Source organism: Ruegeria sp. D3 (assembly GCF_056534465.1).
This window is the reverse complement of sequence record NZ_JBQFPK010000007.1, coordinates 204,152-227,979: the sequence shown is the minus strand read 5'-3', so window position 1 is coordinate 227,979 and position 23,828 is coordinate 204,152. Positions and strand designations below refer to the sequence as shown.

The 23,828-nt window shown below is 55.1% G+C and carries 24 protein-coding genes and 1 tRNA gene; 10 read left to right on the top strand and 15 right to left on the bottom strand.

From position 1 onward, the window contains the following. Positions 1–42 precede the first annotated feature (42 nt). A complete protein-coding gene (locus tag ACR0DX_RS12470; protein ID WP_170354256.1) occupies positions 43–477 on the top strand; it encodes an ion channel in 435 nt (144 codons plus the stop codon). Here ACR0DX_RS12470 and cls read toward each other — a convergent pair. From cls to ACR0DX_RS12455, 3 genes are all read right to left on the bottom strand, one after another. Next, on the bottom strand, positions 474–1,886 hold the full coding sequence (gene cls, locus ACR0DX_RS12465) for a cardiolipin synthase (protein WP_480846304.1): 1,413 nt from the start codon (positions 1,884–1,886) through the stop codon (positions 474–476). The genes ACR0DX_RS12470 and cls overlap by 4 nt on opposite strands. Positions 1,887–1,909: 23 nt before the next feature. Continuing rightward, positions 1,910–2,884: an HAD family hydrolase gene (locus ACR0DX_RS12460; protein WP_170354254.1), complete on the bottom strand. Its 975-nt coding sequence runs from the start codon at positions 2,882–2,884 to the stop codon at positions 1,910–1,912. Positions 2,885–2,959: 75 nt separating this feature from the next. Next, a complete protein-coding gene (locus ACR0DX_RS12455; RefSeq protein WP_170354430.1) occupies positions 2,960–4,546 on the bottom strand; it encodes an arylsulfatase in 1,587 nt (528 codons plus the stop codon). 221 nt (positions 4,547–4,767) lie between these two features. On the opposite strand from ACR0DX_RS12455, the gene ACR0DX_RS12450 reads away from it, so the two are divergent. Further along, positions 4,768–5,448 carry a Crp/Fnr family transcriptional regulator gene (locus tag ACR0DX_RS12450; protein WP_170354253.1) on the top strand — a complete coding sequence of 227 codons (681 nt, stop codon included), beginning with the start codon at positions 4,768–4,770 and terminating at the stop codon, positions 5,446–5,448. Positions 5,449–5,450: 2 nt separating this feature from the next. On the opposite strand, the gene ACR0DX_RS12445 is transcribed toward ACR0DX_RS12450, so the two are convergent. From ACR0DX_RS12445 to ACR0DX_RS12410, 8 genes are all read right to left on the bottom strand, one after another. Next, positions 5,451–6,602, bottom strand: coding sequence for a hypothetical protein (locus tag ACR0DX_RS12445; protein WP_480846301.1), 1,152 nt, complete (start codon positions 6,600–6,602; stop codon positions 5,451–5,453). Between the two features lie 77 nt (positions 6,603–6,679). After that, positions 6,680–8,185, bottom strand: a complete 1,506-nt coding sequence (locus tag ACR0DX_RS12440; RefSeq protein WP_480846299.1) for a VWA domain-containing protein — start codon at positions 8,183–8,185, stop codon at positions 6,680–6,682. After that, positions 8,182–9,165, bottom strand: coding sequence for a vWA domain-containing protein (locus tag ACR0DX_RS12435; RefSeq protein WP_170354250.1), 984 nt, complete (start codon positions 9,163–9,165; stop codon positions 8,182–8,184). The genes ACR0DX_RS12440 and ACR0DX_RS12435 overlap by 4 nt, the downstream gene beginning before the upstream one ends. Further along, positions 9,165–9,635 (bottom strand): DUF4381 domain-containing protein, encoded by a 471-nt coding sequence (locus tag ACR0DX_RS12430; RefSeq protein ID WP_170354249.1) that lies wholly within the window; start codon positions 9,633–9,635, stop codon positions 9,165–9,167. The genes ACR0DX_RS12435 and ACR0DX_RS12430 overlap by 1 nt, the downstream gene beginning before the upstream one ends. Then, complete coding sequence (locus ACR0DX_RS12425; RefSeq protein ID WP_480846297.1) at positions 9,632–10,579, bottom strand: DUF58 domain-containing protein; 948 nt, start codon at positions 10,577–10,579, stop codon at positions 9,632–9,634. The genes ACR0DX_RS12430 and ACR0DX_RS12425 overlap by 4 nt, the downstream gene beginning before the upstream one ends. A 9-nt stretch (positions 10,580–10,588) precedes the next feature. Further along, positions 10,589–11,566: an AAA family ATPase gene (locus ACR0DX_RS12420; protein WP_170354429.1), complete on the bottom strand. Its 978-nt coding sequence runs from the start codon at positions 11,564–11,566 to the stop codon at positions 10,589–10,591. 111 nt (positions 11,567–11,677) lie between these two features. Further along, entirely contained in the window at positions 11,678–12,787 is a 1,110-nt protein-coding gene (locus tag ACR0DX_RS12415; protein ID WP_170354247.1) for an acetoin utilization protein AcuC, read from the bottom strand. 4 nt (positions 12,788–12,791) lie between these two features. Then, entirely contained in the window at positions 12,792–13,874 is a 1,083-nt protein-coding gene (locus ACR0DX_RS12410; protein ID WP_170354246.1) for an AI-2E family transporter, read from the bottom strand. A gap of 150 nt (positions 13,875–14,024) precedes the next feature. Here ACR0DX_RS12410 and ACR0DX_RS12405 point away from each other — a divergent pair, with 150 nt between their 5' ends. From ACR0DX_RS12405 to ACR0DX_RS12395, 3 genes are all read left to right on the top strand, one after another. Continuing rightward, complete coding sequence (locus ACR0DX_RS12405; protein ID WP_170354245.1) at positions 14,025–14,891, top strand: YihY/virulence factor BrkB family protein; 867 nt, start codon at positions 14,025–14,027, stop codon at positions 14,889–14,891. Continuing rightward, positions 14,888–16,786: a cytochrome c3 family protein gene (locus ACR0DX_RS12400; protein ID WP_480846293.1), complete on the top strand. Its 1,899-nt coding sequence runs from the start codon at positions 14,888–14,890 to the stop codon at positions 16,784–16,786. Before ACR0DX_RS12405 ends, ACR0DX_RS12400 begins: the two co-directional genes overlap by 4 nt. A gap of 98 nt (positions 16,787–16,884) precedes the next feature. Further along, positions 16,885–17,073: a hypothetical protein gene (locus tag ACR0DX_RS12395; protein WP_170354244.1), complete on the top strand. Its 189-nt coding sequence runs from the start codon at positions 16,885–16,887 to the stop codon at positions 17,071–17,073. Positions 17,074–17,075: 2 nt separating this feature from the next. Here the strand turns inward: ACR0DX_RS12395 and ACR0DX_RS12390 are convergent, their stop codons facing one another. Genes ACR0DX_RS12390 through ACR0DX_RS12380 form a run of 3 tightly spaced genes read right to left on the bottom strand, consistent with a single transcriptional unit; the run spans position 17,076 to position 19,303 of the window. Then, a complete protein-coding gene (locus tag ACR0DX_RS12390) occupies positions 17,076–17,792 on the bottom strand; it encodes an RlmE family RNA methyltransferase (protein WP_170354243.1) in 717 nt (238 codons plus the stop codon). A 49-nt stretch (positions 17,793–17,841) separates the two neighbouring features. Continuing rightward, positions 17,842–18,177 (bottom strand): hypothetical protein, encoded by a 336-nt coding sequence (locus tag ACR0DX_RS12385; protein ID WP_170354242.1) that lies wholly within the window; start codon positions 18,175–18,177, stop codon positions 17,842–17,844. Positions 18,178–18,190: 13 nt separating this feature from the next. Beyond that, positions 18,191–19,303, bottom strand: a complete 1,113-nt coding sequence (locus ACR0DX_RS12380; protein WP_170354241.1) for a Ppx/GppA phosphatase family protein — start codon at positions 19,301–19,303, stop codon at positions 18,191–18,193. Positions 19,304–19,544: 241 nt separating this feature from the next. On the opposite strand from ACR0DX_RS12380, the gene ACR0DX_RS12375 reads away from it, so the two are divergent. The 5 genes from ACR0DX_RS12375 (at position 19,545) to ACR0DX_RS12355 (ending at position 22,958) form a co-directional block, all read left to right on the top strand. Further along, positions 19,545–19,841 (top strand): virulence factor, encoded by a 297-nt coding sequence (locus tag ACR0DX_RS12375; protein ID WP_170354240.1) that lies wholly within the window; start codon positions 19,545–19,547, stop codon positions 19,839–19,841. Positions 19,842–19,867: 26 nt separating this feature from the next. Then, positions 19,868–20,794 carry a methylenetetrahydrofolate reductase gene (locus ACR0DX_RS12370; RefSeq protein ID WP_170354239.1) on the top strand — a complete coding sequence of 309 codons (927 nt, stop codon included), beginning with the start codon at positions 19,868–19,870 and terminating at the stop codon, positions 20,792–20,794. A gap of 9 nt (positions 20,795–20,803) precedes the next feature. After that, positions 20,804–21,865: a methyltetrahydrofolate cobalamin methyltransferase gene (locus tag ACR0DX_RS12365; RefSeq protein ID WP_170354238.1), complete on the top strand. Its 1,062-nt coding sequence runs from the start codon at positions 20,804–20,806 to the stop codon at positions 21,863–21,865. A gap of 125 nt (positions 21,866–21,990) precedes the next feature. Beyond that, complete coding sequence (locus ACR0DX_RS12360; RefSeq protein WP_170354237.1) at positions 21,991–22,818, top strand: polyphosphate kinase; 828 nt, start codon at positions 21,991–21,993, stop codon at positions 22,816–22,818. 66 nt (positions 22,819–22,884) lie between these two features. Further along, positions 22,885–22,958, top strand: a tRNA-Gly gene (locus ACR0DX_RS12355). Between the two features lie 2 nt (positions 22,959–22,960). Here the strand turns inward: ACR0DX_RS12355 and ACR0DX_RS12350 are convergent. Continuing rightward, positions 22,961–23,818, bottom strand: a complete 858-nt coding sequence (locus tag ACR0DX_RS12350; protein ID WP_480846289.1) for a class I SAM-dependent methyltransferase — start codon at positions 23,816–23,818, stop codon at positions 22,961–22,963. Positions 23,819–23,828 lie beyond the last annotated feature (10 nt).

The window sequence follows — 23,828 nt, the reverse complement described above, 5'->3', positions numbered from 1 at the left end:
TGTTGCAGAGCTTTTTCAGAAGGCAAAACGAGATACGGACACATGACCTTACTTGAACAGATCGTATGGGGCAGCATCTATCTTGGGATTTGCTTCGTTTTGGAAATCATTCTGCTGACGTGGTGCACGCAGGTAATCCGCATCTTTGCGTTGCGACTGGAGAACAGCAAAAGGTTTTTCACCATTGCAGCTCCGTTATGTGTGGCATTGGTGTTTATCGTCGCGATCCATACGTTTCAGGTCTGGCTATGGGCGGTGGTCTGGATCCTGGGGGATATTCTGCCTGACTGGAACACAGCGCTGTATTTCTCGTTGGTGACGTTCACGACGCTTGGGTATGGCGACATCGTCTTGGGCGAACCCCTGCGTATCTTCGGTGCTTTCGCGTCGGTGACAGGTTTGTTGGCCTTTGGTCTGTCCACAGCCTTTATGGTGGCCGTGATGACGCAGGTCTTCAAAGAAGAGCTTATGGGTTAAAGGATCGGCGCAAACAGGCGCGCCAGGGGCGATCCGAACCGGATATAAGCGCGCTGGTCGGGCAGGTTCCGTTCAAGCTCATAACTGTTGTCAAAATCGTTCTTAAGCATTTCGGCGACGGCCTCGGCGGCCCGGCTGTCAAAAAACAGGGCCATCGCTTCGAAATTCAGCCGGAATGAACGGTTGTCCAGATTTGTCGTGCCCACGGCAGCAAGAGTGTCGTCCACCACGAATACCTTTTGATGCATAAACCCGTCCGTGTAGCGAAAAACACGAGCACCGCAGTCCCGGATTTCGTCGAAATAAGCAAAGGCAGCCAGCCATGGAAGGCGGTGGTCAATGACTTCGGGGACCAGAATGCGCACATCGACGCCGCGAAGGGCGGCGTGTTGAAGGGCCGTCATCACATCGATATCGGGAACGAAGTATGGCGATGCGATCCACAGGCGTGTTTTGGCCTCGGCGATGGCGGCAAAAAACATCATGGCTCCGGTCTCGGTTTCGTCGCCTGGGCCGGTTGCCACAAGAAGGGCGTTCATGTCTTGATCAGACTCCGGCCCTGCCCAGACCAGTTCGTCAATCAAGTCTTCTTCATGCGCCCAGTGCCAGTCTTCCGTGAAAATCAGTTGCAGCTGGCGGACAATGTGGCCGGTCATCCGGATATGCGTGTCCCGCCAATGACCAAAATGCTTGTCCTGGCCCAAATACTCGACACCGACGTTGTGGCCGCCGATGAACCCGATCTCACCATCAATAATCACTGTCTTTCGGTGATTTCGATAGTTCAGCTGAAACCGATGCTGGGGGCCGCGGCGATCACGCGGGTTGGCGATTTCGACACCTGCCTCGCGCAACTTGTCCAAATAGGCTGTCGGCAAACTGTAGCTGCCAACCGAGTCCGTCATAAAGCGAACACTGACGCCTCTTTCCGCTGCAGCGATCAACTTGGCTTGCAAACGCTGCCCCAAAGCGTCGTCGCGAACGATATAGAACTGTATAAGAACGTAGCTGCGCGCTGCGTCAATGGCCTCGAAGATCGCATCGAATGTGGCCCGTCCGTCGACCAGCAACTGCGCACCATTGCCGCGGGACACAGGCAGATGGGCCAAAGCCTCGAACGGCTTTGGGTTTATGTTCATTGTTTTGGGGTCGGGTTTAGAAAAATCAGCGAAGGTCTTGATCCCCTCGACCACGCTTTCGCTTTGCTTGCGCGCGATGCGGTAGCCCCGAAACCGGTGATGGCCCAGAAACAAATACAGCGGGACACCAAAAACAGGGGCCGAGATCAGGAAAACCACCCAACCGACGGCCCCTTGAGGTGTTCTTGCAGTTTGTGCCGCGCGTAAAGCAAAGATGGCCGCCGTCACGTAAAGGCAAAAGACGGCGACAGAAACAAGCAGTGTCCACATCGTGTTAGCGGCCCTTCTTCAATCTAGTCAGAGCCAGTGTAGACGCGTTTCCAATCCTCGGCCATATCTACGATCACCCAACCCATATCCGGCCCCTTGTCCAACCCGTCCACCAGTTTCCCGATTGGACTTTCACGGTCATAGGCCCATTCGCGCGCGGCGTCTGTATGATGGATCAACACTCCTAGCCTTGGTCCGTCTCCGGCAGTTGTCCATTCAAGCATTGCGAAATCTCCGTCGGAGTTGCCCGCGGCAAAGATCGGCCGCCGCCCGATAGTGCGTTCGATGTTGATGGGCTTGCCTTCCTTGTCGTCGATGAAGGCGATGCCCGGCGATTTGACGATAGCCGGTTTGCCATCCAACGTTTCGTAGGTCGAAGCAGAATAGGTACCCAACACCTGTTCCGGCGGAATGCCATAACCTTCTTCGGCGAAGACACGCATGAAATGCAACCCGCCTCCGGACACGATATAAGTTCGAAATCCTTCATCTCTGAGGTAGCGAAGAAGCTCCACCATCGGTTGATAGGTCATCGCATCATAGTTTAGGCCGGTTTCAGGATGTTGTGCGGTGTTTAGCCATTCCTCGACCGCCACCTGGAATGCGTCGACGCTCGTACCAGAATGCGACGCGTTGATCACTTCGATCAGCGCGTCATGCCCACCTTCAGCGATGGCTTGCACATCGCGTTTGGCGGCGGCTTCTAGAACAGGGCTGCTCAGAATGGACGGATCTGCTTCAGCCATTTCTGACAGACGGTCCATTGCAAAAATGAGCTGAAAATAGACAGGCTGTTCCGCCCAAAGGGTGCCGTCATTGTCAAAAACGGCAATTCGGTCGGCTGGTGTTACATAGTCCATCCCCTGGGGGTCAGTGACAGAGCGTACAAAATCGATAATGCGGGCCTTGGATTCGGCATCCTGCCAACTGGGCAGCGGATCAGCATAAGCAAAAACCGCTGAAATCGAGAGAAGCCCAGAGAGAAGAACGGCTTTCATGATCAATTCCTTATGTCTGAAAATCGCAAGGGGCCGTTGTTGTTGAAACGGCCCCCTGAAGTCTTGCTGTCGACATTAGTTGTTTGTCGGAGTGGCCAATTTCTCCATCACCTGATCCAGATTGAAGCTGGCAGCTTTCTGGCGTGGAGGGAACTCTTGGAATGTTGCCAAGAAGTTACCGACATATTGCTGGGCAGGTACCAAGAAGTACGCTCGATCCAGCAGCCAGTCGTAATAGGTGTTGGACGTCCGATAGGCGCGTTCATATGGGTCGCGACGCAGGTTGATAATCAGAGGGATACGAAGCTCTGTCCACGGTTCGATCCATGCGCGCAGGGTTGCCCATGCTTTCTGCTCAAGGAAGATCAGCTTCCAATCGTCAAAACGCAATGCCGTAAGGTCGCCATCATCCGAGAAATAGAAGATTTCACGACGTGGGCTTTCAGCCGCCTCACCAGTCAACAACGGTAAGATGTTGTATCCATCCAGATGCACTTTGTAGTCACGGCCCATAGCAGCCGAGCTATATCCGGCTTTCAGCTTTTCTTTGATATCTGCGTCACCGGCGACCGCCAGATAGGTTGGCAACCAATCCATATGATGCACGATTTCGTTTGTGACGGAACCGGCTTCGATTTTGCCAGGCCACCGCACCATCGACGGCACACGCCAGCCACCTTCCCAGTTGGTGTTCTTTTCACCCCAGAATGGCGTTGCGGCCGCGTCTGGCCACGTGTTCATGTGCGGGCCGTTGTCGGTCGAGTAATGGACGATCGTGTTGTCGGCGATGCCAAGCTCATCCAGTAAATCCAGCAATTGGCCGACATGCATGTCATGCTCGATCATACCAGCAGTGTACTCGTCTGCCACTCCGCCAAAGATCTCGTTCGCCTGGGCGCGCATTTCGTCTTTGACATGGGTTCGGAAGTGCATGCGAGTACCATTCCACCAAACATAGAAGGGTTGACCCTGTTCGTTCGCGCGCTTGATGAAATCAATTGCCGCAGCGACCGTTTCTTCGTCAACCGTCTCCATACGCTTTTTAGTTAGCGGGCCGGTGTCTTCGATTGTTCCATCGGCTTTGGACTTAATGACGCCTCGGGGACCGTAGGCTTCGCGGAACGTGCGACCGTCAGCAAGAACAGCATCACCGGGGTAGTCTTCATTTTCCGGTTCTTCTTCGGCGTTCAAATGATACAAGTTTCCGAAAAACTCATCAAAACCGTGGTTTGTGGGAAGATGTTCGTCCTTATCGCCAAGGTGGTTTTTTCCGAACTGCCCGGTTACATAGCCGTGGTCTTTCAAAAGCCCAGCTATGGTGGGGTCTTCGACCTGCATACCCAAATCGGCACCCGGCAAGCCAACTTTTGACAATCCAGTCCGGAATACCGACTGACCCATAATGTAGGACGAGCGGCCGGCCGTACAGGATTGTTCGCCGTAATAGTCGGTGAAGATCATGCCTTCCTTGGCTACACGGTCAATATTCGGAGTTTGATACCCCATCAGTCCCATGGTGTAGGCTGAGATGTTGGACTGGCCAATGTCATCGCCCCAGATCACCAGAATATTGGGCTTTTGGTCTTGCGCCCAAGCTGGCAGCGCCAAGGCCACGGCGAAAGTCGCCACAGCAATCCGGCGAAGCCCAATTCGCCAATTCATGGTCGTCAAACGTGGTGGTGACATGGTTTTCTCCCGATCTATATGGGTCGAAGGACCCAAAGAGTCTTGTTGAAAAAAAAGGTTCAACATAAGGAAATTGAACCATTTTAGAAAATTTGCTCGACCTTTTGGCAGAGTAGCTCGTGAAGGAATCGAACTCTTTTACTGTATGGTAAAAGGTGGACTTTAAATTTATCATATGATCACATTGGAAATTACTAATGTTTGATAAAGTTAATAATATGAACCTCTTGCGGGAAGCCACTTGGTTTGCCGAGCGCTCGCAATGTTTCCAGGAAGATTTATTGAACTGCGGGATGGTGCGGGCGTTTGAAACTGGTGAAACGCTGTACCATCACGGTGATCCGGTCAATGGGCTGTACGCTGTGTTGGATGGTGGGGTTTTATTGGCTGTTCCGGCAGATGATGGGCAGGACTTAGTCTTTCACCGCCAAGGAGTTGGTTTCTGGTTTGGTGATCTGGCAATGTTCGCGAACTCATTCAGATTGATGAGTGTAGTGACAACTTGCGAGACTACAGTACTGTTTTTTCCAAGTGCGCGGATCAATAGCCTTGTACAGAAACATCCGGACTATATCCGAGATTTCTACGCATTGACCCACTACAATATGCGGACTGCTTTGAGGGTTATTGCCAACCTTCTTGTAACCGGGGCCGAGAAAAGGGTGGCTCTTCGTTTGCTTCATCTGGACGAGGGAACGTCCAAACACGATGGCTGGATCATAGTATCTCAGGAAGAATTGGCAGAGATGGTGGCTGTTTCCCGTCCTACGCTACACAGAAGCCTACACCGATTAGAGGATTTGGATTTAATTGAAATCGGTTACGGCCGCATCTTGATAAAAGACAGGGCGGCCCTGTTTGCAAATTGCCAAACCTGAACTCAAGGATTTAGCGGCGGAAGTACCGTCGGTTTACGCATTGTGCTCTTTGACAACGAGCCGATAGCCGCGATGGCACCTGACCAATCCGGCTCAGCACCCGATTTCGTTGCAGCGTATCTTGTTGCGGATATCGCAGCCAAGTGGCGTTCCATGACACTGGTGTCAACCGTTTCCACCGTGCGCGACTTCCATAAATCCAATGCTGAATAGGCTTTTGACAGGTCCTGTTCATTTAGCGCAGTTCTTAGTTGCGCTAACGCGAACTCCGGCGACGCATTGTAGATTTGTGCTTGCACCTTGCGCCTGCGTCGATACCACGGAACCAACAAACGAAATACGGCAGCCAAGATTAACGTAAAAAATATAACGTAGGGAGTGACCTGCAGGAGGTTCCGTACGTCAAATTGTTGCTTGGCTGGCCCCGTCAATTGCAGGTCTATTGCTGGTACCTCGGCTGTTTCAACACTGTCGGATTCAAGGTTGTACCAACGCAAGGTTACAGGCGGCAGCGTCGTTTTCCCTGCTGCTTGGGCAAGATAAACCACCTCGTCAACGCGCTGGCCCGAAAGGATTCCACGGTCCTCGGATTCCGAAAACCGCGGGTCTTTCGGGTAAGCCTTCAGCAGCGGATCGTCCGTATCCACCAAAAGCGGGGGTATTAGTATTGAGCTGGTTCCATAAATATTTGCCGTTAACTTGCGCGTAATGGCGTCTCCCGCATGTAGTTCGGAAGGCCCTTCAATGTCTTGGTTTAGTTCAAAGCCGTTGGCGATGATCAGCGGGTCCAACCCTTGTGCGCCTTCCGGCACTTCGACTGACAAAGAGATTTTCGGAAGCGTTACGGTGCTTTGCACGGGCTTGTTCGTGTCAGGATCCGCAAAAGTGACTTCGACATCTTGCTCGCCAAAATCCAATTGGCCGGGTGTCAAAGGGTAAAGTCGATAACTGCGCTGGACCCCGGACCAAGTTTTACCATCAACTGTGTCACTTACTGGGCCCGAGGCGCGCTCAGGCAAACGAACCAGTAGATTTTCTTGTTCAAGGGACGGAAACACCGGCGGGGACGGCATGAAGGTTGGAACAAGAACTTTCACACGAACCAGGGCGGGTTGGCCGACGATAACACTTTCTTCTGGAACTTCGACAGACACGCGTGGTTCACCGGAGCTTTCCGATTGTGGTAGCGCGACTGATGGAGCGACCAAACATATAAGAAAAACCAAATATCTCATTGTTTTTGAGCCTGATTGTCCAGAAGGAAACGGTTGCGCAAGAAATCCTGCATGTCAGTGTCAATCGCACTGATCCATTGATCCGCTGGCAACGGAGCAGACCCGTCTACCGGCGCTTGGGCGGTCGTATCTTGGCCGCGTCCATCCTCATTATCGAAAACGGTGTCGTCCGCTCCGATACCTGCTTCTTCTCCTGTGTCGGACTGCTCTCTGGTGGTTTCAACATAAGCAAGAATAGCCTGTGAAACTTCAAGGTTGTGTTGTGCCTCAGGCCAGCCTGGTTGCCTCTCCAGAGCAGTTTCGAACGCGGAAATTGCAGGCCGGTATTCTCGGTTTCGAATTCTTGCCAAGCCTTCTGCAAATGCGGCCTCTGGGGTGTTTAACTGGGTCAAAACGGTGATCGCCTCGGGGTATTTTCCCGCTTTCAACAGTGCATAACCTTGGTGGTACGGGTCTTCGAATAGGTCAGCAGCCTTTGCAAACTCTTTGTTATTCAATGCGATTTGCCCCTGTTGATCCGGTGTCAGGAACCAATCTCGCCAACCTTCGGCCTGGGCTGGACCTGACGGAGAAGCTAAATAGCAAACCAGCAATACCCATTGTATTACCCAACCGCGCCTGAACCACAGCAAACACATCAAGGCCGCGGGCCAAGCAAAAATCCACCCCTGATCGCGCCATTTCACAAGGTCGTTGTCGTCCAGCGCGTTGGAATAGGCAGACTTGATAAACCTTTGTAATTGCCTGATGTCTTGATCATCGTTTGAGAATTGAACAACTTGTGCACTTTCAAGATTGTCCAATTGAACGATTGTGTCACCCTCAGGAAGCATGGTCAGAAACAAAAGCTGGGCTTCGGTTGTTTTCATGTTTTGCAGCTGCGACGGCTCTATATCATCCAAGACAAAAAGGATGGCTCCTGCCGTTGTGTTGCCTTTCAGTATGTCTTCGCCAATTGCCAAAGCGTCAGTGGCTGAATCCCCGTCTTTGGGCATGACAGCCGGTTCCAAACCTTCAAGTAAGGGGCGTAGGATATTGGCGTCCTCAGTCAAAGGGGCTACGCGGTGCGGTGACCCGGCATAAGCCACGAGCGCGGTCTGAGCAACGGCGCGAGCGTTGATGAGATCGGTGATTTTGAACTTTGCGCGCTCTAACCTGGAGGGCGTTAAGTCAGAATTCTCCATACTTTCCGTTACCTTCAGCGTAATTACTAAAGGAGCGGTATCAGCAATCAATGGGTTTTCCATTCGAGACCAGGTCGGGCCTGCCGCAGCCAATACAATAAATGCGCTCGCTATCATCGCGATGTCAGCTGGGTAAACTCCGCGGGTTTCTGCAGCGCCAACCCGCAACGCTTCTGCAAGGTGCGGGGCGATACTTTCCGAGAAATCCTGTTTCTGTGATTTCTTGGGGCGGGTTATCCCCCAAAGAAAGAGGACTGGGATAAGAAAAAGCAGCCAATACGCTCGAATAAAATGAAATTCCGCCAGTGCCTCAATCATTGGGGCCACCTGCGGTGCTGAAAAACGCTGAGATAGGTTGAGATAGCAAGTATCACAATCACCGCGGCCAACAGTGGGTATTGACCGAGGTTTTCCCTTGGGCGGAAACTTTGTGTTTCTACGATCCTTGGGTTTTGCGCATCGATCTGCTGGTAGACGCCGGTTAGGGCGTCTTCATCGTCTGCAAAAAAGTACTGGCCACCGGTGCGTTCCGCGATATCCCGCAACGCCTGAAGATCTACACGGTCTTCTCCGGTCGCGCTCGGATCGCCGACGCCAATCGTGTACACGACAACACCTTTTTCGGCCGCAATGGCGGCTGCATTGATCGGGGTCATCCTGCTGGATGTGTCAGCTCCGTCGCTTAGGACGATCATCATACGCAGATCAACGTCGCTGGATTCGAACGTACGAATGCCCAAGCCAATAGCGTCACCAAGTGCGGTGTTGGGACCTGCCATTCCAACCGTGGTCTGATCAAGAAAGCCGTTTAAGCTTTTGGTATCCTGCGTAAATGGGGCTTGTATGAAGGCTCTGGTGCCGAAGACTATCAAAGCCATTCGATCACTTTCACGTTCGGATATGAAAGTGCGCATGACATCTTTCACAGCCTCCAACCGTTGTTTCGGCGTGCCGTCGGTTGACGTGAAGTCTCGCTGATCCATTGATCCTGAAATATCGAGCGCCAGAACAACGTCGCGCGCGGATTTTTCGAGTGTTATCGGGTCAGCCAGTCTTTCAGGTCGCGCAAGTGCCAGTACCAGAAGAAACCAGATTAGTATGATTGTAAGCTTGGGTAGTCTGGCGCGATTGCGTATCGACGAACCGGACCGCGGCTCTATGCCACTCGCTTTAGCCACGCGGCGGAAAAAGGGTATTCGGATCGAAGCCGCTTTTTCGCGATATGGCGGAGCGAACCAATAAACGACCGCAGGTACCGGTAAAAGAAGGAAGGCCCAAGGCGCAGCGAAGGAGATCATCAGGACACTCCTTCAACACGATGTGTTTTTATCCATTTTTTCGCAATTTCAGCGACTTCTGGGTCATTCCTCGTCGTTTTGTAGGGCGCTTCGGTAAGAACATGTCCTAGGGCATCGGGAAAGACCGCAGCCGAAGATCGGTTCAGGAAATCAATCCACTCTCGACCATAAAGACCTGCAACCAGCGAGCGCGGATATACCGCCAGTGCCGTTCGGCGCAAAACGTCGGCAATTTGGGCTACATCGCCTTGAGCGTCTTCAATATTTGCTAGAGCCAATCGGCGGTATGCATTCAACTTGCGGCGCCGACGTATCAGTAGCGCCGCGCAAAGAACTGCAAAGATTAGTAAAACCGCCAAAATTAACCACCCCACGGTTTGCGGTGTCATCGCGATCACCTGTGGCTCTGGCGCGGGTTTCAGCATGTCCAGCAGTTCGACAAGGGACTTGCCTTCGACGTCGGCACTCATCTCGGACCTCCGCCATGACCGAACAGTTTCAGAAGTTGTCCCAGCGCTGGTTCAGCAGTTGTCAGCGGAACGGTGGGGAACCCATATCTTAGGGACCATTTGGACAAATGGGCTAAACGATCTTCCATCGCCTCTCGGATTCGTTTTGCCAGTTCGGGGGTCGAGCCATCGATTTCGATCTGCTGTTCTCCGTCCGAGACGGTCAGCCTTGCCTCGCTCGGAACTGTATGTGCGCTGGGATCAGAAATGTTAAACAGGATCAGGTCGTTTGCGTGTGACAGTCTGCGAAACAGGCTTTCCGAGTTCTGGTCCATACCGTCGAAATCAGAAAATACGCAGACAAGCGCATTGGTATGAGCGATACGCGCTGCCTGCTTCAAAACTTCGTTCAACGTAACGGACGTTTCGAACCGCAAATCTGCATTCAGATTGCAGTTCATGGCTCCGACAGAAGTTAGAAATCGCATAAGCGCAGCCGCACGTCTTTGAGGGCGGTGTTCTGCTAGACCAGTGTCACCGAACACAATACCTCCTACGCGGTCGCCCTGCGCCAATACTCGATGCGCTGCGATTGCTGCTGCCTCTGCGGCCACAACAGATTTCATGAATTCCTTGGTTCCGAAGAACATCGAAACCCTTTGATCAACCAACAACAGGACAGGGCGGTCACGCTCTTCGGTGTAAACGCGGACGTGGGGGGCACCTGTTCTGGCGGTAACTTTCCAGTCAATAGTTCGAATATCGTCGCCGGGCAGGTAGTTGCGCAGTTCTTCAAAATTAAGACCGCGTCCGCGCAATCGCGAGGAATGCCGCCCGTTCAGGATCGAACGGGCTGGTTGTTTTGGCAGCAAGCTAAGCCCGGTAGACCTGCCACCAAGTTGCAGCAAGTGCTGCGCAGTCACATGGATGCGGGGATCAGAGGGATATGTGGCGTTTCGGGCCACGGCGCCAGCTTAGGGCAGGGCCACAAGGCGAAGAATTTCTGCGACAACATCGTCAGCCGTTTTCGCCTCGCCTTCGGCTTCGAAACTAAGTGTAATGCGGTGTCTGAAAACGTCATGCGCGATGGCCCGGATATCAGCAGGGTCGACATAGTCGCGCCCGTTCATCCAGGCGTGCGTACGACCGCATTTGTCAAGTGCCAGCGAAGCGCGCGGGCTTGCACCTATCTCGATCAAGTTGGCCAAGTCCTCGCTGAACTTGCCTGGTGTTCGTGTCGCGTGCACCAGATCGGCCATATACCTGTCCATTGCGTCTGACACATGTATTTGTCCAATTTCCGCCCTTGCGGTGAACACAGCGTCTTGAGGGATCGGCGTAGGAGCTTCGGTTCGGGATGAAGAAGCGGTGGCGTTGTCTTCACCGCGCACAAGCCGAATGACCTCGACTTCGTCTTCGACGGGTGGATAAGTGATCTGTACGTGCATAAGGAAGCGGTCCATCTGCGCTTCGGGCAGGGGGTAGGTCCCTTCTTGCTCGATGGGGTTCTGGGTTGCCATCACTATGAATAACGGGTCCATCGTGTGGGTCGTACCCGATACCGTGACCTGACGCTCTTCCATGGCTTCAAGCAACGCGGCCTGAACCTTTGCCGGCGCCCGGTTAATTTCGTCCGCCAGAACAATATTGGCAAAGATGGGGCCCGGCTCGAAGCGGAATGTTCCGCCGTCCGGCGTTTGTTGAAACACTTCAGTTCCGGTGACGTCAGACGGCAAAAGGTCTGGAGTAAACTGAATTCGGCTGAACTGGGCATCCAAATTACGGGCCATTGCTTTGACGGCTCGGGTTTTCGCCAAGCCTGGCAAACCTTCGATTAGCAAGTTTCCGTTCGCCAAAAGTCCGATCAACAGGCGGTCGATCACGTCGGACTGGCCGATTATAGACTGCCCCATCCGAGATTTCAGATCATTTATTTGATTGTGTGCATTCATTGCTTGTTCCAGTTGAAGCTTCATGCTGCAGGGATGCAATTGGGATAGTAACGGTTGCTCGGAATTGCGCTGTTCTAGCATTAAGTTAGCAGCCCGCCGCGTTTCGTTCCACTATGGAATTCTTGCCCTGAGGCGGGCCAGATTAGCGGACAATTCAGAACGAACTGGTCCAAGGTGTGGCTTGTCCCGAAGCGTTTTTACCCAGTGTTCGGGCGGCTGTTTTCCCCCTCCGCGGCTCCATGTCAGGGATTTGAGGATGATCTGCGCATTTGCATCCAGAGCGTCCGGTATTTCATACCCATTTAGCGTTGCCCAAACGCCGCTCCATAGGCGGGCAACTGACCACGGGTTGTAGCCGCCGCCACCTAAAACAAGGAACCGCGGCGCCAATTTCTGCAAACTCGACACTGCCCTCCAATGCGCATTATTGGACAAGGTCAAACGCGAGAGGGGATCTTCGGCCACAGCATCGGCACCGCATTGAAGAAGGATGGCTTGAGGGCGAAACGCAGCGGCGGCGGGTAGTATCAGCTCTTCCAGGATGGCAAAGAACTCGTCGTCATTGAGGCCCCGAGGAACGGGCAGGTTGAAAGCCGCTCCTCCCGCAGTGTCATCCAGTGTTCCACTGAATGGCCAGCGGCGCTCTTCATGAATTGATATCATTCTGACCTTAGTAGAACCGTGGAACGCAGCCTCGACTCCGTCGCAATGATGGGCGTCGATATCGACGTAGACTATCCGGCTCAATCCGTGACGGATGAGGGACTGAATCGCCAAGACAGGATCATTGAGGTAGCAAAACCCGTTGGCTCGGTCGGATAGACCGTGATGAGTGCCGCCGGCAGGGTTAAAAACAATACCGCCATCGCGGATTAGTTCCGCACCCAGCATCGAACCACCGGCAGCGGTAGCTGGTCGACGATACATCTCGGGGAAAACCGGGTTGGACAGGGTGCCCAGCCTGTGTTTTTGTCGGGTTTCGTCTGATACGAATTGCGACGCCTCTGCCTTTTGCAGCGCATCGATGTATTCAGGCGTATGAAACGCGTGCAGCGCTTTTGGTTTGGCGCAGGGGCTCACGCGATAATTTTCAGCCTTTAGCCAGCCCAACGCGCGACACAGATCAATAACTGTTGAAACGCGGGGAATCGCTAGCGGATGTTTCGCACCGTAGGTGGACTTCCGAAAGATTTCGGCACCAATGAAAAGAGGGTGCTGCATCGCTTCAGGTTTCTGTGTTGCCCTGATCATCCCAAATCCGACCGTCCAGCGACATCAAAACCGCGATTGGGCGCAAGGCGGGGATATGGCTGAATACGATCAGGATACAGACCGTTAAAGGCACACTCAGGAACGCTCCTATCATGCCCCAAACTGTTGTCCAGAAAGTCAGAGCCAGGATCACGAGGAAGGTCGACATATTAAGTGACCGGCCCAGCATCGCCGGGTCAAGGAAGTTGCCGATAGCGAATTGAATCGTCCCGCAACCGAATACGATGATCAGGAAAGGGCCGATGGTTTCGAATTGAACCAATGCAATCATGGCCGGAAACACCACCGCAATAATTGACCCGATTGAAGGGATGAAGTTCAGTGCAAATGTCAACACGGCCCATGTTTCGGAATATTCTAGGCTAAGAACTCGGAACACCGAGTAACTGATCCCCGCTGTAATTAGACTGATGAAGGTTTTCACGCCCACATAGCGTTGAAGGCTGAACGAGATCGCATCCAGCACCGCAGCGAACTCGGCACCGGTTTTTGGGTTCCCTGCGGCTAGCCGGATTTTCTTGCGAAAGGCCAGTCTTTCGGCCATCAAAAATGCGACGTAAAGGCTGATCAGGAAGAATTGGTTCAGCAGTGATGTGGCGCTGCCCAGCAGTACGCGCGCGACATAGGTCATGTCGATATTGATCAGATTGTCGCGTATGAAGGTTGTTACATTGTTGCCCACAAGTCCGGTGATCCGATTGACGGCTCCGTCGAATTGGATTTCGTAGTCGCTGATCGAGCGTGCGAACTGCGTCGCCTGACTGCCCAGAATATACATGATCATGAACAACCCTGCCAAAACCACGGTAACGCCTGCAATATTGGCTAACCAGACAGGCGCGCGGGTCAGGGCGATCACCCGGTCGCTAAGCGCTATGATCAGAACGTTGATCAAGAGGGCCATGGTCAACGGGATTAAAAACGCCGCCCCCGCATAAAGCGCAAGCACTGTCAGTGTCGCCACAATGGCCGCGTCGCGCACGACCGCCAATTTTAAACGTGGCGAGGACGTGGAGTTTTCTGGATCCAGGGTCATTCAGCTGCCTGTGACGTTGCAGGTTGGATTACCTTGATCCTGCACAGACCGGAAAATTATGCAATGCATCCAGATGTTTGGGTAAGTTAATTTGCCCATTTTGGGGTTTTGACGGTTCTGTGATCGCGTTGGGCGGGTTAGGCTTTGATCATGATTTCTCAAGTGATTCCTTCGCTGAGTCGCCCAATCCAGGCTTTGTGGCTGGCAATTGGACGGTTCGGTGGCAAAAACGGCCTTGTCATGAGCAGCCATGTCGCCATGTCGTTGATGTTGGCACTGTTCCCATTTGTTCTGTTCACAGTGGCATTGGCCGGGTCCTTGTCACAAGGTTATGTCACCGAAGAACTGATCGAATTGATCTTTGGCGCATGGCCCAAGGATGTAGCCGATCCCATCGTATCCGAACTTCGCGCAGTGCTAGAGCAATCGGGGTCGGGCGTGATTACTTTGGGCGGCCTTTTGGCGATCTTCTTTGCCTCGAACGGGGTGGTTGCTGTCAGGGCGGCTATGAATCAGGCTTATCATGATCAAGACAGTTGGCCATTCTGGAAAACGCGGCTGCTGTGCCTTGGTCTGGTGATCATCGGTGGGGCTACAATTCTGGCTATCGCTGCAGTCGAGGTCATCTTACCGGTTTACACCAAACTGGTTTCGGAAAAGACAGATGTAAACGTATCGCATTGGTTGTCCGTGGATCGCCTGCGCTGGACGTTTACCGTCGCCGTTCCAGCGGGAACTGTCTTTTTGGCGCATTTGATCCTGCCGACACGGCGTCATTCCTTGTCACAAATTCTGCCTGGGGTCTTGTTGACTTTGGCGCTTTGGGCCGCGGGCGGATGGGGCTTTTCAATCTACATCAGCCAATTCGCATCCTACAGTGCCACCTATGCAGGTTTGGCCGGAGCGATGGCTGCCCTGATCTTTTTGTATCTGTGCGCGGCAATCCTGATATTGGGCGCGGAATACAATGGCGCGCTCATGGATTTGCAAGTTGGCGATGATGGGGACCAACCGTGAAAGCTCTTTGGATTATCCTTGGTCTGATGCTGCCGACCTTTGCCGCAGCCCAGGTGCCCGTCTATGTCGGTTCCGATCAATGCAAAGATTGTCACGAGGCTGAGGCCGCGGCGTGGTCGCAATCTCATCACGCCTTGGCCTGGACAGATGTGGAGGACGGTCATGTTGTTGCAGATTTCAATGGTACGCAGTTCGACCATGATGGGATGTCTGTCCATTTCTCCGATGACGGCGAACTGCGCGCCAGGGTCACGGAGAAAGACGGGGTATCAAACGATTACACGGTATACTCGGTAGTCGGTATCGAACCCCTGCAGCAATACCTGTTCGAGACCCAACCGGGGCAATTGCAAAGCTTTGATGTCGTTTGGGACACTGAAGAAAACCGTTGGTTCCACTTATACCCCGATCAGGACCTGCCGCCCGATGATGGGTTGCACTGGACCGGCCCCTATAAAAACTGGAATGCGCGCTGTGCCGAGTGTCACGCCACTGGCTTTGACAAGAACTATGACGCGGGAACGCGCTCATATGCGTCTACCCAGGCGGAAATCGGGGTTGGATGTGAAGCATGCCATGGGCCAGGCTCGGCGCATATTGACTGGACGAACGGGCAGGGGGGCAGCCCCGACCTGACGGAATATGGCTTCACGATGGAATGGGGCGCGGGGCAGACTGAGGCTGAGATACAGCAATGTGCCGGTTGCCATTCCCGCCGCGAGGCGCATGGGGATGGCAACCCGTTGCCGGGCACGGCGTATCACGATGCCTACAACCTGGCGGTTTTACGGCCGGGGCTCTACCACCCGGATGGCCAAATTCTGGACGAGGTCTACGTCTATGGCTCATTCCTGCAGTCGCGAATGTACGCGCAAGGGGTCGGCTGCATGGATTGCCACGAGCCACATAGCGCGATGCTTAAGGCCGAAGGAAACGGGCTGTGTACGCAATGCCATTCGGTTGCGGGGAATGACCGCTTTCCGACCCTCGCCCGCGCAGAATACGACACGTCTGCGCATCATAACCATCCCGATGGCAGCGCAGGGGCACAGTGCAAATCGTGCCACATGATTGAACGGGTTTACATGGGCGTGGATGGCCGTCGCGATCACAGTTTTCGCGTCCCGCGTCCCGATCTGGCACTGGGTCAGGATGCCTGCACCGATTGCCATACGGATCAAAACCAATCCTGGGCTGCCGCACAAATAGCCGATTGGTTTCCGAAATCGTCTCACCGTGGTCCCCAATATGGAACTGTATTCAACGCTGCAATGACGGGGCAGGCCGAAGGACCATCGGCGCTGTTGGGTATTGCGGGTGATCAGACGCAACCGGGTATTGTCAGGGCGACAGCCGCATATCTATTGCAGAACTACGGCTCGGCCGAAGTTGCTGCACAGACTGCAGGACTGCTGTCTGACCAAGATCCTTTGGTCCGCGCGAATGCTGTGGTGTTGCAACGTTCCGCCGAGCTTCGCGATCAGATTGAGCGGCTGGAACCTTTGTTGTCCGATCCGCTGTTGAACGTGCGTATTGCTGTCGCCAAAGAGCTTCTGACCATTCCGCAACAAGCCCTGACCGCAGGGCAACAGTCAAAGGCGGGTCAGGCGATGGCAGAGTGGCAGGATGCCATTTCCAATCGGCTGGACTTTCCAGAAACCCATATGGTGCTGGGCGGGATGGCTTTGACCTTTCGGAACGCGCCAGCGGCCGAACGCGCCTTTCGCGAGGTGATACAACTGGATCCGCAGCGAGCTGAGGCATGGCCCATTCTGGTGCAACTGGTCCAACTCAACAGCGGAACTGAAGCGGCTCTGGACGTCCTAAGCCAAGGGTTGGACCGGGTACCCGATCACCCGGATCTGCTGCAACTGCAAAGGCAGTTGACCCGCTAAAACGGCACCGCTTCGCCTGGTTTCGGCCATTTTCGCGGCAAATTTCACCTGTAACAGGACGGGGCGGGTAGAAAACCCGTTGTGTTAAAAGGTGCCCCATGTCCGACAAACCGGTCCATACGTCGCAACTGCAACGGCCACTTTCCCTCTCCCAACGGATCGAGGAGTTGCGAACGCGCAAGCCGGAATACCTGAACCATGGTGAGGCGCTGTTGATGCAGGGGATTGCTACGGCGTCGCTGCGTCAACAGGTACTGGCGGGTGATTTTATTTCGCTCGAAGATTAAGGTCAGCCACGAAAGCCTGTTGCTACAACAAATTTTTCGGAACTGTCCGACCGTGAAGCGGGCGGTTTTACGTTGGCGACCTTGTTGAACTTCTGTTTTAGCAATTTTTGCAAGTCGCCTTCTGCGCCCCCGGCAAGCACTTTGGCCACAAAGGTTCCACCTTCCTCAAGAACATCAAAGGCGAAATAGGCGGCGGCCTCGCACAACGCCATGATACGCAAATGGTCTGTCTGCTTGTGCCCTGATGAGGCTGCGGCCATGTCCGACATAACCACATCGGCCTTGCCGTCCAACCACTCTTTGACTTTGTTGTCCGCGTCGTCTTCCATGAAGTCCAAAACGTGGGCGATCGCACCTGCGACCGGTTCGACCTCTTGCAGGTCCACACCCAGAACTGTCCCGATGCGCTTACCGCTTTTCTCACCCAGCGCATTCACTCGTTTGACGGCGACCTGCAGCCAGCCGCCGGGAGCACAGCCCAAGTCAACGACACGAGCGCCGGGGACCAAAAAACGGAATTTGTCGTCCAGTTCCAATATTTTGAACGCCGCGCGCCCCCGGTACCCCTCGGCCTGCGCACGCTTGACATACGGATCGTTCAACTGCCGCTCGAGCCAGCGGGTCGAGCTGAGTTTGCGTCCTCGGGCGGTCTTTACCTTAACCTTCAGATCGCGTTGTCCGCGTCCCGAGTTGCTTTTTCCAGTCGGTGTTTTGGCCATGTGTGGTCTCCTGAAGACTGGGGGCGTTTACCGGCTTGGTCTAGGGTTATCAAGTTGATCCTGTCGGTGCGTCCATCAATAGCAGATCGGGCCAAGGAGAAGAAACACCAAAGCCCAGCCAGCCCAGACCGTTTGCCCCCGTGGACAAAACGGAGGACTTCGGAACTTCAGGGTGCGAAACCTCGTTCAAAAACGCCAGCGCATCCAGACCTTGGTTGTAGGGCACTGACAGCGCAATTCCCCCTATGGCCAGAGCATAATGCGGTAGGGTGTTTGCAATCTGAAAACCGGGGCAGAACACGTCAAATCCGGCTGCTTCCAGACAACAAATAGTGGTTGCTGCGGTCGATGTGCGATAGGCTAGGGCAACGACGGTCAGCGGCATCGAAGATATGGTCCTAAAAAGGTCCGTCTTCCAACACACCGTCCGCGCTCATTTGCGCGTACAGCAGACCTTCGCGCAGTCCGCGATCGGCTACCGAAAGACGGTCGGTGGGCCAGCAGCGCAGCAACGCCTGCAAAATGGCCGAGCCCGACATGATCAAAGCCTGTCGGTCATCGCCGATCCTTGGGTCACGGCGCCGCCCCTGAGGACCAAGCTCCAGATACCCGCGTATCACCTTGTCAATCTGATCGCTTGTCATACGCAGACCGTCCACTTTGGTTCGGTCATAGCGCTTTAATCCCAGATGTGACGCGGCAACAGTTGTAACCGTTCCGCTGGTGCCAACGATCTGGAAGCCCTCCCGTGTTTGCTCGTCCTTGTAAGGGGCAAAATCTGCAAGGTTTTCCTCGAAAAACCAGCTCATAAGCGCAAAGCGGGCCGAGTCGTCTTCGACATCGTTGAACTGATCGCGCAGGGTTGCGACACCCAAGGGAACACTGATCCAGTCCACAACTTTGGCAGACGGAAAGGGGTTGTCGGCGGTTTGAAACCCATGATGCAGTCGCATGATCGCTGCGGGCCTATCGCGGCGCAACACCGAAGAAAGGTCGATCCACACAAGTTCTGTCGAACCGCCGCCGATATCAACGACCAGCAACTGCTCGGTCTTGGTCGACACAAGCGGCGCGCATGAGATAACGGCCAGACGGGCCTCTTCTTCGGGCTTGATGATCTCAAGGGTCAGACCGGTTTCCCGTTTGACCTGTCGGATGAAATCGCGCGAATTCTTGGCGCGGCGGCACGCTTCGGTGGCAACCAGCCGCATCCGTTTGACTTTGTTACGTTTCAGCTTCTGCTGGCAGATGCGCAATGCCTGAATGGTGCGCGCCATCGAAGACCGAGACAGCCGTCCGGTCCGTTCGAGCCCCGCGCCAAGCTGCACGGATTTCGAGAAACTGTCGACCACATGAAAGCCGCTGCCCTTGGGCTGGGCGATCAACATGCGACAACTATTTGTACCCAGATCCAGCGCTGCGTATAGCGCATCGGGATCGGGCCTTGCCGGCGCGGGGCTTTCGACCGCTTTCGGGAACGCGCCCGCACCTTTGGGACGCTTGGGCGCCATTCGTAACGCCCTCCGATTTTCGAGTTACCCCGACCATAGGTCGCGTGTTCTGATCGCGCAAGACACTCATTATAGTGATGAGAATTTTGATATGCGTGAACGTTGAACTATTCGTTACAAACCCGCTATCCCATCGTGAGCCAAAAGGTCGTTTGAAATACGCCTTGTGTCGAAAACCGACCGACTTGTGCCCATATAGAAGTCTAGAACCGGTCCATCTGGTTAGGAGGAATCAACAGCGATGCCTGACGTCACCATCGTATACTGGCGCGATATTCCCGCCCAAGTCATCGTCGGCAAAGGCCGGCGGGGCGCAAAGCGGCAATTGGAGGAGCGGTTCGAGCAAGCGATCGACCGGGCGGCCATGAAGGTGAACGCCAAGGATAGCGATGCCTACCTGGCCGAATGGCGCAAAGCCGAGCCTTTTGCGGTTGAGGGCGATCCGTCCGACATCGCCGAGGCCGAGGCAGCGCGCTTGGAAGCTGAATATGATCAGGATCGCATCAAAGCTCTGATCGCGAATGATGGTTGGGCATGAGCCCGAGATCTTTATGGGAGGCCACGATGGCTCTGTTGAACTTCAAGAAACGTGCTGCCGTCGAAAACGGCCCTGTGAACCCGACCGTCGAAGCCTTTTTGAAGGGCTACTCGATTGAAGTGATGCCCCGCACTGCCGAAAAGGTCGAAGACTTCAAAGCGCTGCTGCCAGAAGGCACCCGCGTCTACATCGCTCATATCGAGGGCACGCCTATCGAGGACATGGTCAAGACGGCCAAACGTCTGGCCGATGACGGCTATCCGGTCATGCCGCATTTTCCTGCGCGGATCATCAAGGACGCAGCCACGCTGGAAAACTGGATTTCGATGTATCAGGGCGAAGCGGGTGTTGAGCAGGCTTTGCTGCTTGCTGGCGGTGTCGAAAAACCACATGGCGATTTCGAAAGCTCGATGCAGTTGCTGGAATCTGGCCTTTTCGACAAAGCTGGTTTCAAACGCTTGCACGTGGCTGGCCACCCCGAGGGTAACAAGGACATCGACCCTGACGGCTCAACCAAAAATGTCGATGACGCGCTGCGCTGGAAACAGAAATTCAGCGAAACGACGGATGCCGAAATGGCGCTGGCCACGCAGTTCGCCTTTGATGCCAAGCCGATCATCGCATGGGCGGATGGCTTAAAAGAGGCGGGCATCGACCTGCCGATCCATATCGGTATCGCGGGTCCGGCCAAGCTGCAGACTCTGATCAAATTCGCTATCGCGTGCGGCGTTGGTCCCTCGCTGAAGGTGCTGCAGAAACGCGCCATGGACGTGTCCAAGCTGCTGTTGCCCTATGAGCCTACCGATGTTCTGAGCGAGTTGGCCAACCACAAGGCGGCCAACCCCGATTTCAACATCACCAACGTACACTTCTTCCCGCTGGGTGGCATCAAGACCAACGCCACCTGGGCGATCAATAACGGTGGCGCTTCGGCAAAACCTGCAAACTCCTAAGGAACGGATATGACCCGTACAGTCGTAGAATCAAAAACAAAAACCGCCGTTCTGGGCTTTGATGAACCCTTCTGCGTGATCGGTGAACGGATCAATCCCACCGGCCGCAAGAAACTGGCTGCGGAACTGGAAGCGGGCGATTTCTCCACTGTCGAGAAAGACGCCATCGCGCAGGTTGCAGCAGGGGCAACCGTTCTGGATATCAATGCGGGCGTCGTCTACAACTCGAACCCCAACCCGAACGAGACCGAGCCGCCGCTGATGACCAAGATCGTCGAGCTGGTGCAGGGTCTGGTCGATGTGCCGCTGTGTATCGACAGCTCGGTTCCTGGTGCGCTTGAGGCGGGCCTTGAGGCGGCTGAAGGCCGTCCGCTGCTGAACTCGGTCACGGGAGAGGAAGAGCGTCTGGAGCTAGTGTTGCCGCTGGTCAAGAAGTACAACGTACCGGTTGTGGCGATCTCGAACGACGACACTGGGATTTCCGAAGACCCGGATGTGCGGTTTGCCGTGGCAAAAACCATTGTTGAACGGGCTGCCGATTACGGGATCCCCGCCCATGACATCGTGGTTGACCCGTTGGTCATGCCGATCGGTGCGATGGCGACCGCTGGCCAGCAGGTGTTTGCTCTGGTCCGTCGTCTGCGCGAAGAACTGGGCGTGAACACCACCTGCGGTGCGTCCAACATCTCGTTCGGTCTACCCAACCGTCATGGCATCAACAACGCGTTCCTGCCGATGGCGATGGGCGCTGGCATGACTTCGGCGATCATGAACCCGGTGGCCTTGCCGGTTGGCCCCAAGAAACTGGCAGAAAAGAAGGCCGAGGTTGAAGCTAAGGGCATCGTGCTGCCCGCGGATATGGACGATGAGACCTTCTGCCAGTTGTTCGGACTGGGCTCGACCCAACCGCGTGCCGGTAAGGAAATGGAGGCCATCCGCGCCGCCAATCTGTTGACCAACAATGACCCGCATGGCGGGGCGTGGATCAAATTCAACAAGTCGCCTGAAGAAGCCGCTGCAGCCGGTGGGGCAGGTGGCCGTCGCGGCGGTGGCCGCCGGCGCCGCGCCTGATCTACCGGGAACGACCTTCAAGGCCGGGCCAAGTGCCTGGCCTTTTTCGTTTTGACACCGATCAAGGCTGCTTGCGGTCGTTATTGCGACACTGCCCATGATTATTACCAGATCAGGGCATTGAAATGACCAAACACTTTCCTCCGAAACTGGCCGAGGCCGATCTGTCGCTGCGGTTGGGCAAGAAAGACTATTTCGAAGAGCTGGTCGATCTGCAGGCGCAGCTGGCACTGATTCAGCAGGCATTTCTGTTTCACGGGCTCAAGGGCGTGTTGGTGTTCGAAGGCTGGGACGCGGCGGGCAAGGGCGGCACGATCCGCCGTATCAGTCAGGCTTTGGACCCGCGCAGTTTCAAGGTGTGGCCCATCGGGGCACCCCGCAATTACTATCTGAACCGTCACTATCTGCTTCGGTTTTGGGAGAGGCTGCCGCCCGAGGGCGCGATCTCGGCCTTTGACCGCAGCTGGTACGGGCGGGTACTGGTCGAGCGGTTGGAAAAGTTCACGCCGGAACACCGCTGGCGTGCCGCCTATGCCGAGATCAACGATTTCGAACGGATGCTGGTGGATGACGAGACGCGGATCGTAAAGCTGTTCTTTCACATCTCACCCGAGGAACAGATGGCGCGTTTCACCGAACGCCTGCGCAATCCGATGAAACGCTGGAAACTGACCTATGAGGATTTCCGCAACCGCGAACGCTGGGCCGAGGCCGAGGTGGCGGTGGACGAGATGCTGGCGCGTACCTCAACAGAAATCGCGCCGTGGCATGTGATCCCCGCCAACAACAAGAAATACGCGCGGATCAAAGCGATGCGCGCGATTGTTGATACGTTCTCGGACGGGATCGACCTGAACCCGCAGCACCTGGATCAGCGCACGCTGGACGCGGCCAGCGAGGCCTTGGACGTGGAACAATCGTTGATAGACAGCCTGCGTGCCCGTACGGAATAATCGCGTGTTAGTCTGCGGAATGGCGCTTGCGGTCTGGTCGCGCGGGATGTTATCCCGATCCAAGCGGCGGGTATGGTGAAAAGGTATCACACGAGCTTCCCAAGCTCTTGTTACGGGTTCGATTCCCGTTACCCGCTCCAGATCAGCCCGGCCTGCGTGCCTGAAACAGGTTTATCAGGGCCGGTATTTCAACAATATCTCCAGCGACATAGGGCCTGAACTCCTCGGCCACAGCCTGCCGAATTGCAGAGACATCTTCGGGCGTTCCGTCGAAATGGGCGATCACTCGTGCGGCGGGTCCTATCCGGGTACACAGCGCCGCGCAGTCCTCAAGCGTGCCTTGAACGGGCAGGGTGAGGGGAACGGCATCGACAGTGATGTCGGTCAGGCTAGCCTGCGCCAGCAATCCGCTGACGCGATCCTGATCGTGGAAAGCCAAGGGGCCAGGGGCGTTGCGGTCGACTTTGGGCGGCGTGCCAAGCCGTTCGGTTGCCGCGATATGGGGCAGGCGGAACCACGGGTTGCCCGATAGCGGCCCCCAAGCCGCGAAACACATCCGACCGCCGGGTTTCAGTGCGCGCGCCATGTTGGCGAAGGCGGCCACGGTATCCTCGAAGAACATCACCCCGAAGCGCGAAATCATGATATCGCGGTCCCCCTCCTGAAACGGATGGGTCTGCGCGTCGGCAAATTGAAAACCGATATTAGTGTGGCCGTCGGCCTGCGCGCGCTCGGCAGCGCGATCCAGAAAAGGCTGCGAGAAATCGGCAGCCAGAACATGCCCGTCTGGCCACACCGCCTGCGCCGCCAGAACCGTGCTGGCCCCTGTGCCGCAGCCGATATCCAACACGCGCTGCCCCGGTTTCAGGGCGGCGCGCTCTAGCACCAGATCAAGGACCGGAGCCAGAAGCGCATCCATCTGGTCCTCATAGGTCAGCCATTTCGCACCCGAGGGTGAGTTGCCCCAGAACTCGGCCTGTTCTTCGTTTGCTATGGTCATGGTGCCTCCT

Excerpts from the sequence above, each read along its gene's own strand:
- ACR0DX_RS12470 (WP_170354256.1), top strand. The coding sequence starts at position 43 with ATGACCTTACTTGAACAGATCGTATGGGGCAGCATCTATCTTGGGATT.
- cls (WP_480846304.1), bottom strand. The coding sequence starts at position 1,886 with ATGTGGACACTGCTTGTTTCTGTCGCCGTCTTTTGCCTTTACGTGACG.
- ACR0DX_RS12460 (WP_170354254.1), bottom strand. The coding sequence starts at position 2,884 with ATGAAAGCCGTTCTTCTCTCTGGGCTTCTCTCGATTTCAGCGGTTTTT.
- ACR0DX_RS12455 (WP_170354430.1), bottom strand. The coding sequence starts at position 4,546 with ATGAATTGGCGAATTGGGCTTCGCCGGATTGCTGTGGCGACTTTCGCC.
- ACR0DX_RS12450 (WP_170354253.1), top strand. The coding sequence starts at position 4,768 with ATGTTTGATAAAGTTAATAATATGAACCTCTTGCGGGAAGCCACTTGG.
- ACR0DX_RS12440 (WP_480846299.1), bottom strand. The coding sequence starts at position 8,185 with ATGATTGAGGCACTGGCGGAATTTCATTTTATTCGAGCGTATTGGCTG.
- ACR0DX_RS12435 (WP_170354250.1), bottom strand. The coding sequence starts at position 9,165 with ATGATCTCCTTCGCTGCGCCTTGGGCCTTCCTTCTTTTACCGGTACCT.
- ACR0DX_RS12430 (WP_170354249.1), bottom strand. The coding sequence starts at position 9,635 with ATGAGTGCCGACGTCGAAGGCAAGTCCCTTGTCGAACTGCTGGACATG.
- ACR0DX_RS12420 (WP_170354429.1), bottom strand. The coding sequence starts at position 11,566 with ATGAATGCACACAATCAAATAAATGATCTGAAATCTCGGATGGGGCAG.
- ACR0DX_RS12415 (WP_170354247.1), bottom strand. The coding sequence starts at position 12,787 with ATGCAGCACCCTCTTTTCATTGGTGCCGAAATCTTTCGGAAGTCCACC.
- ACR0DX_RS12410 (WP_170354246.1), bottom strand. The coding sequence starts at position 13,874 with ATGACCCTGGATCCAGAAAACTCCACGTCCTCGCCACGTTTAAAATTG.
- ACR0DX_RS12405 (WP_170354245.1), top strand. The coding sequence starts at position 14,025 with ATGATTTCTCAAGTGATTCCTTCGCTGAGTCGCCCAATCCAGGCTTTG.
- ACR0DX_RS12395 (WP_170354244.1), top strand. The coding sequence starts at position 16,885 with ATGTCCGACAAACCGGTCCATACGTCGCAACTGCAACGGCCACTTTCC.
- ACR0DX_RS12390 (WP_170354243.1), bottom strand. The coding sequence starts at position 17,792 with ATGGCCAAAACACCGACTGGAAAAAGCAACTCGGGACGCGGACAACGC.
- ACR0DX_RS12385 (WP_170354242.1), bottom strand. The coding sequence starts at position 18,177 with ATGCCGCTGACCGTCGTTGCCCTAGCCTATCGCACATCGACCGCAGCA.
- ACR0DX_RS12380 (WP_170354241.1), bottom strand. The coding sequence starts at position 19,303 with ATGGCGCCCAAGCGTCCCAAAGGTGCGGGCGCGTTCCCGAAAGCGGTC.
- ACR0DX_RS12375 (WP_170354240.1), top strand. The coding sequence starts at position 19,545 with ATGCCTGACGTCACCATCGTATACTGGCGCGATATTCCCGCCCAAGTC.
- ACR0DX_RS12370 (WP_170354239.1), top strand. The coding sequence starts at position 19,868 with ATGGCTCTGTTGAACTTCAAGAAACGTGCTGCCGTCGAAAACGGCCCT.
- ACR0DX_RS12365 (WP_170354238.1), top strand. The coding sequence starts at position 20,804 with ATGACCCGTACAGTCGTAGAATCAAAAACAAAAACCGCCGTTCTGGGC.
- ACR0DX_RS12360 (WP_170354237.1), top strand. The coding sequence starts at position 21,991 with ATGACCAAACACTTTCCTCCGAAACTGGCCGAGGCCGATCTGTCGCTG.
- ACR0DX_RS12350 (WP_480846289.1), bottom strand. The coding sequence starts at position 23,818 with ATGACCATAGCAAACGAAGAACAGGCCGAGTTCTGGGGCAACTCACCC.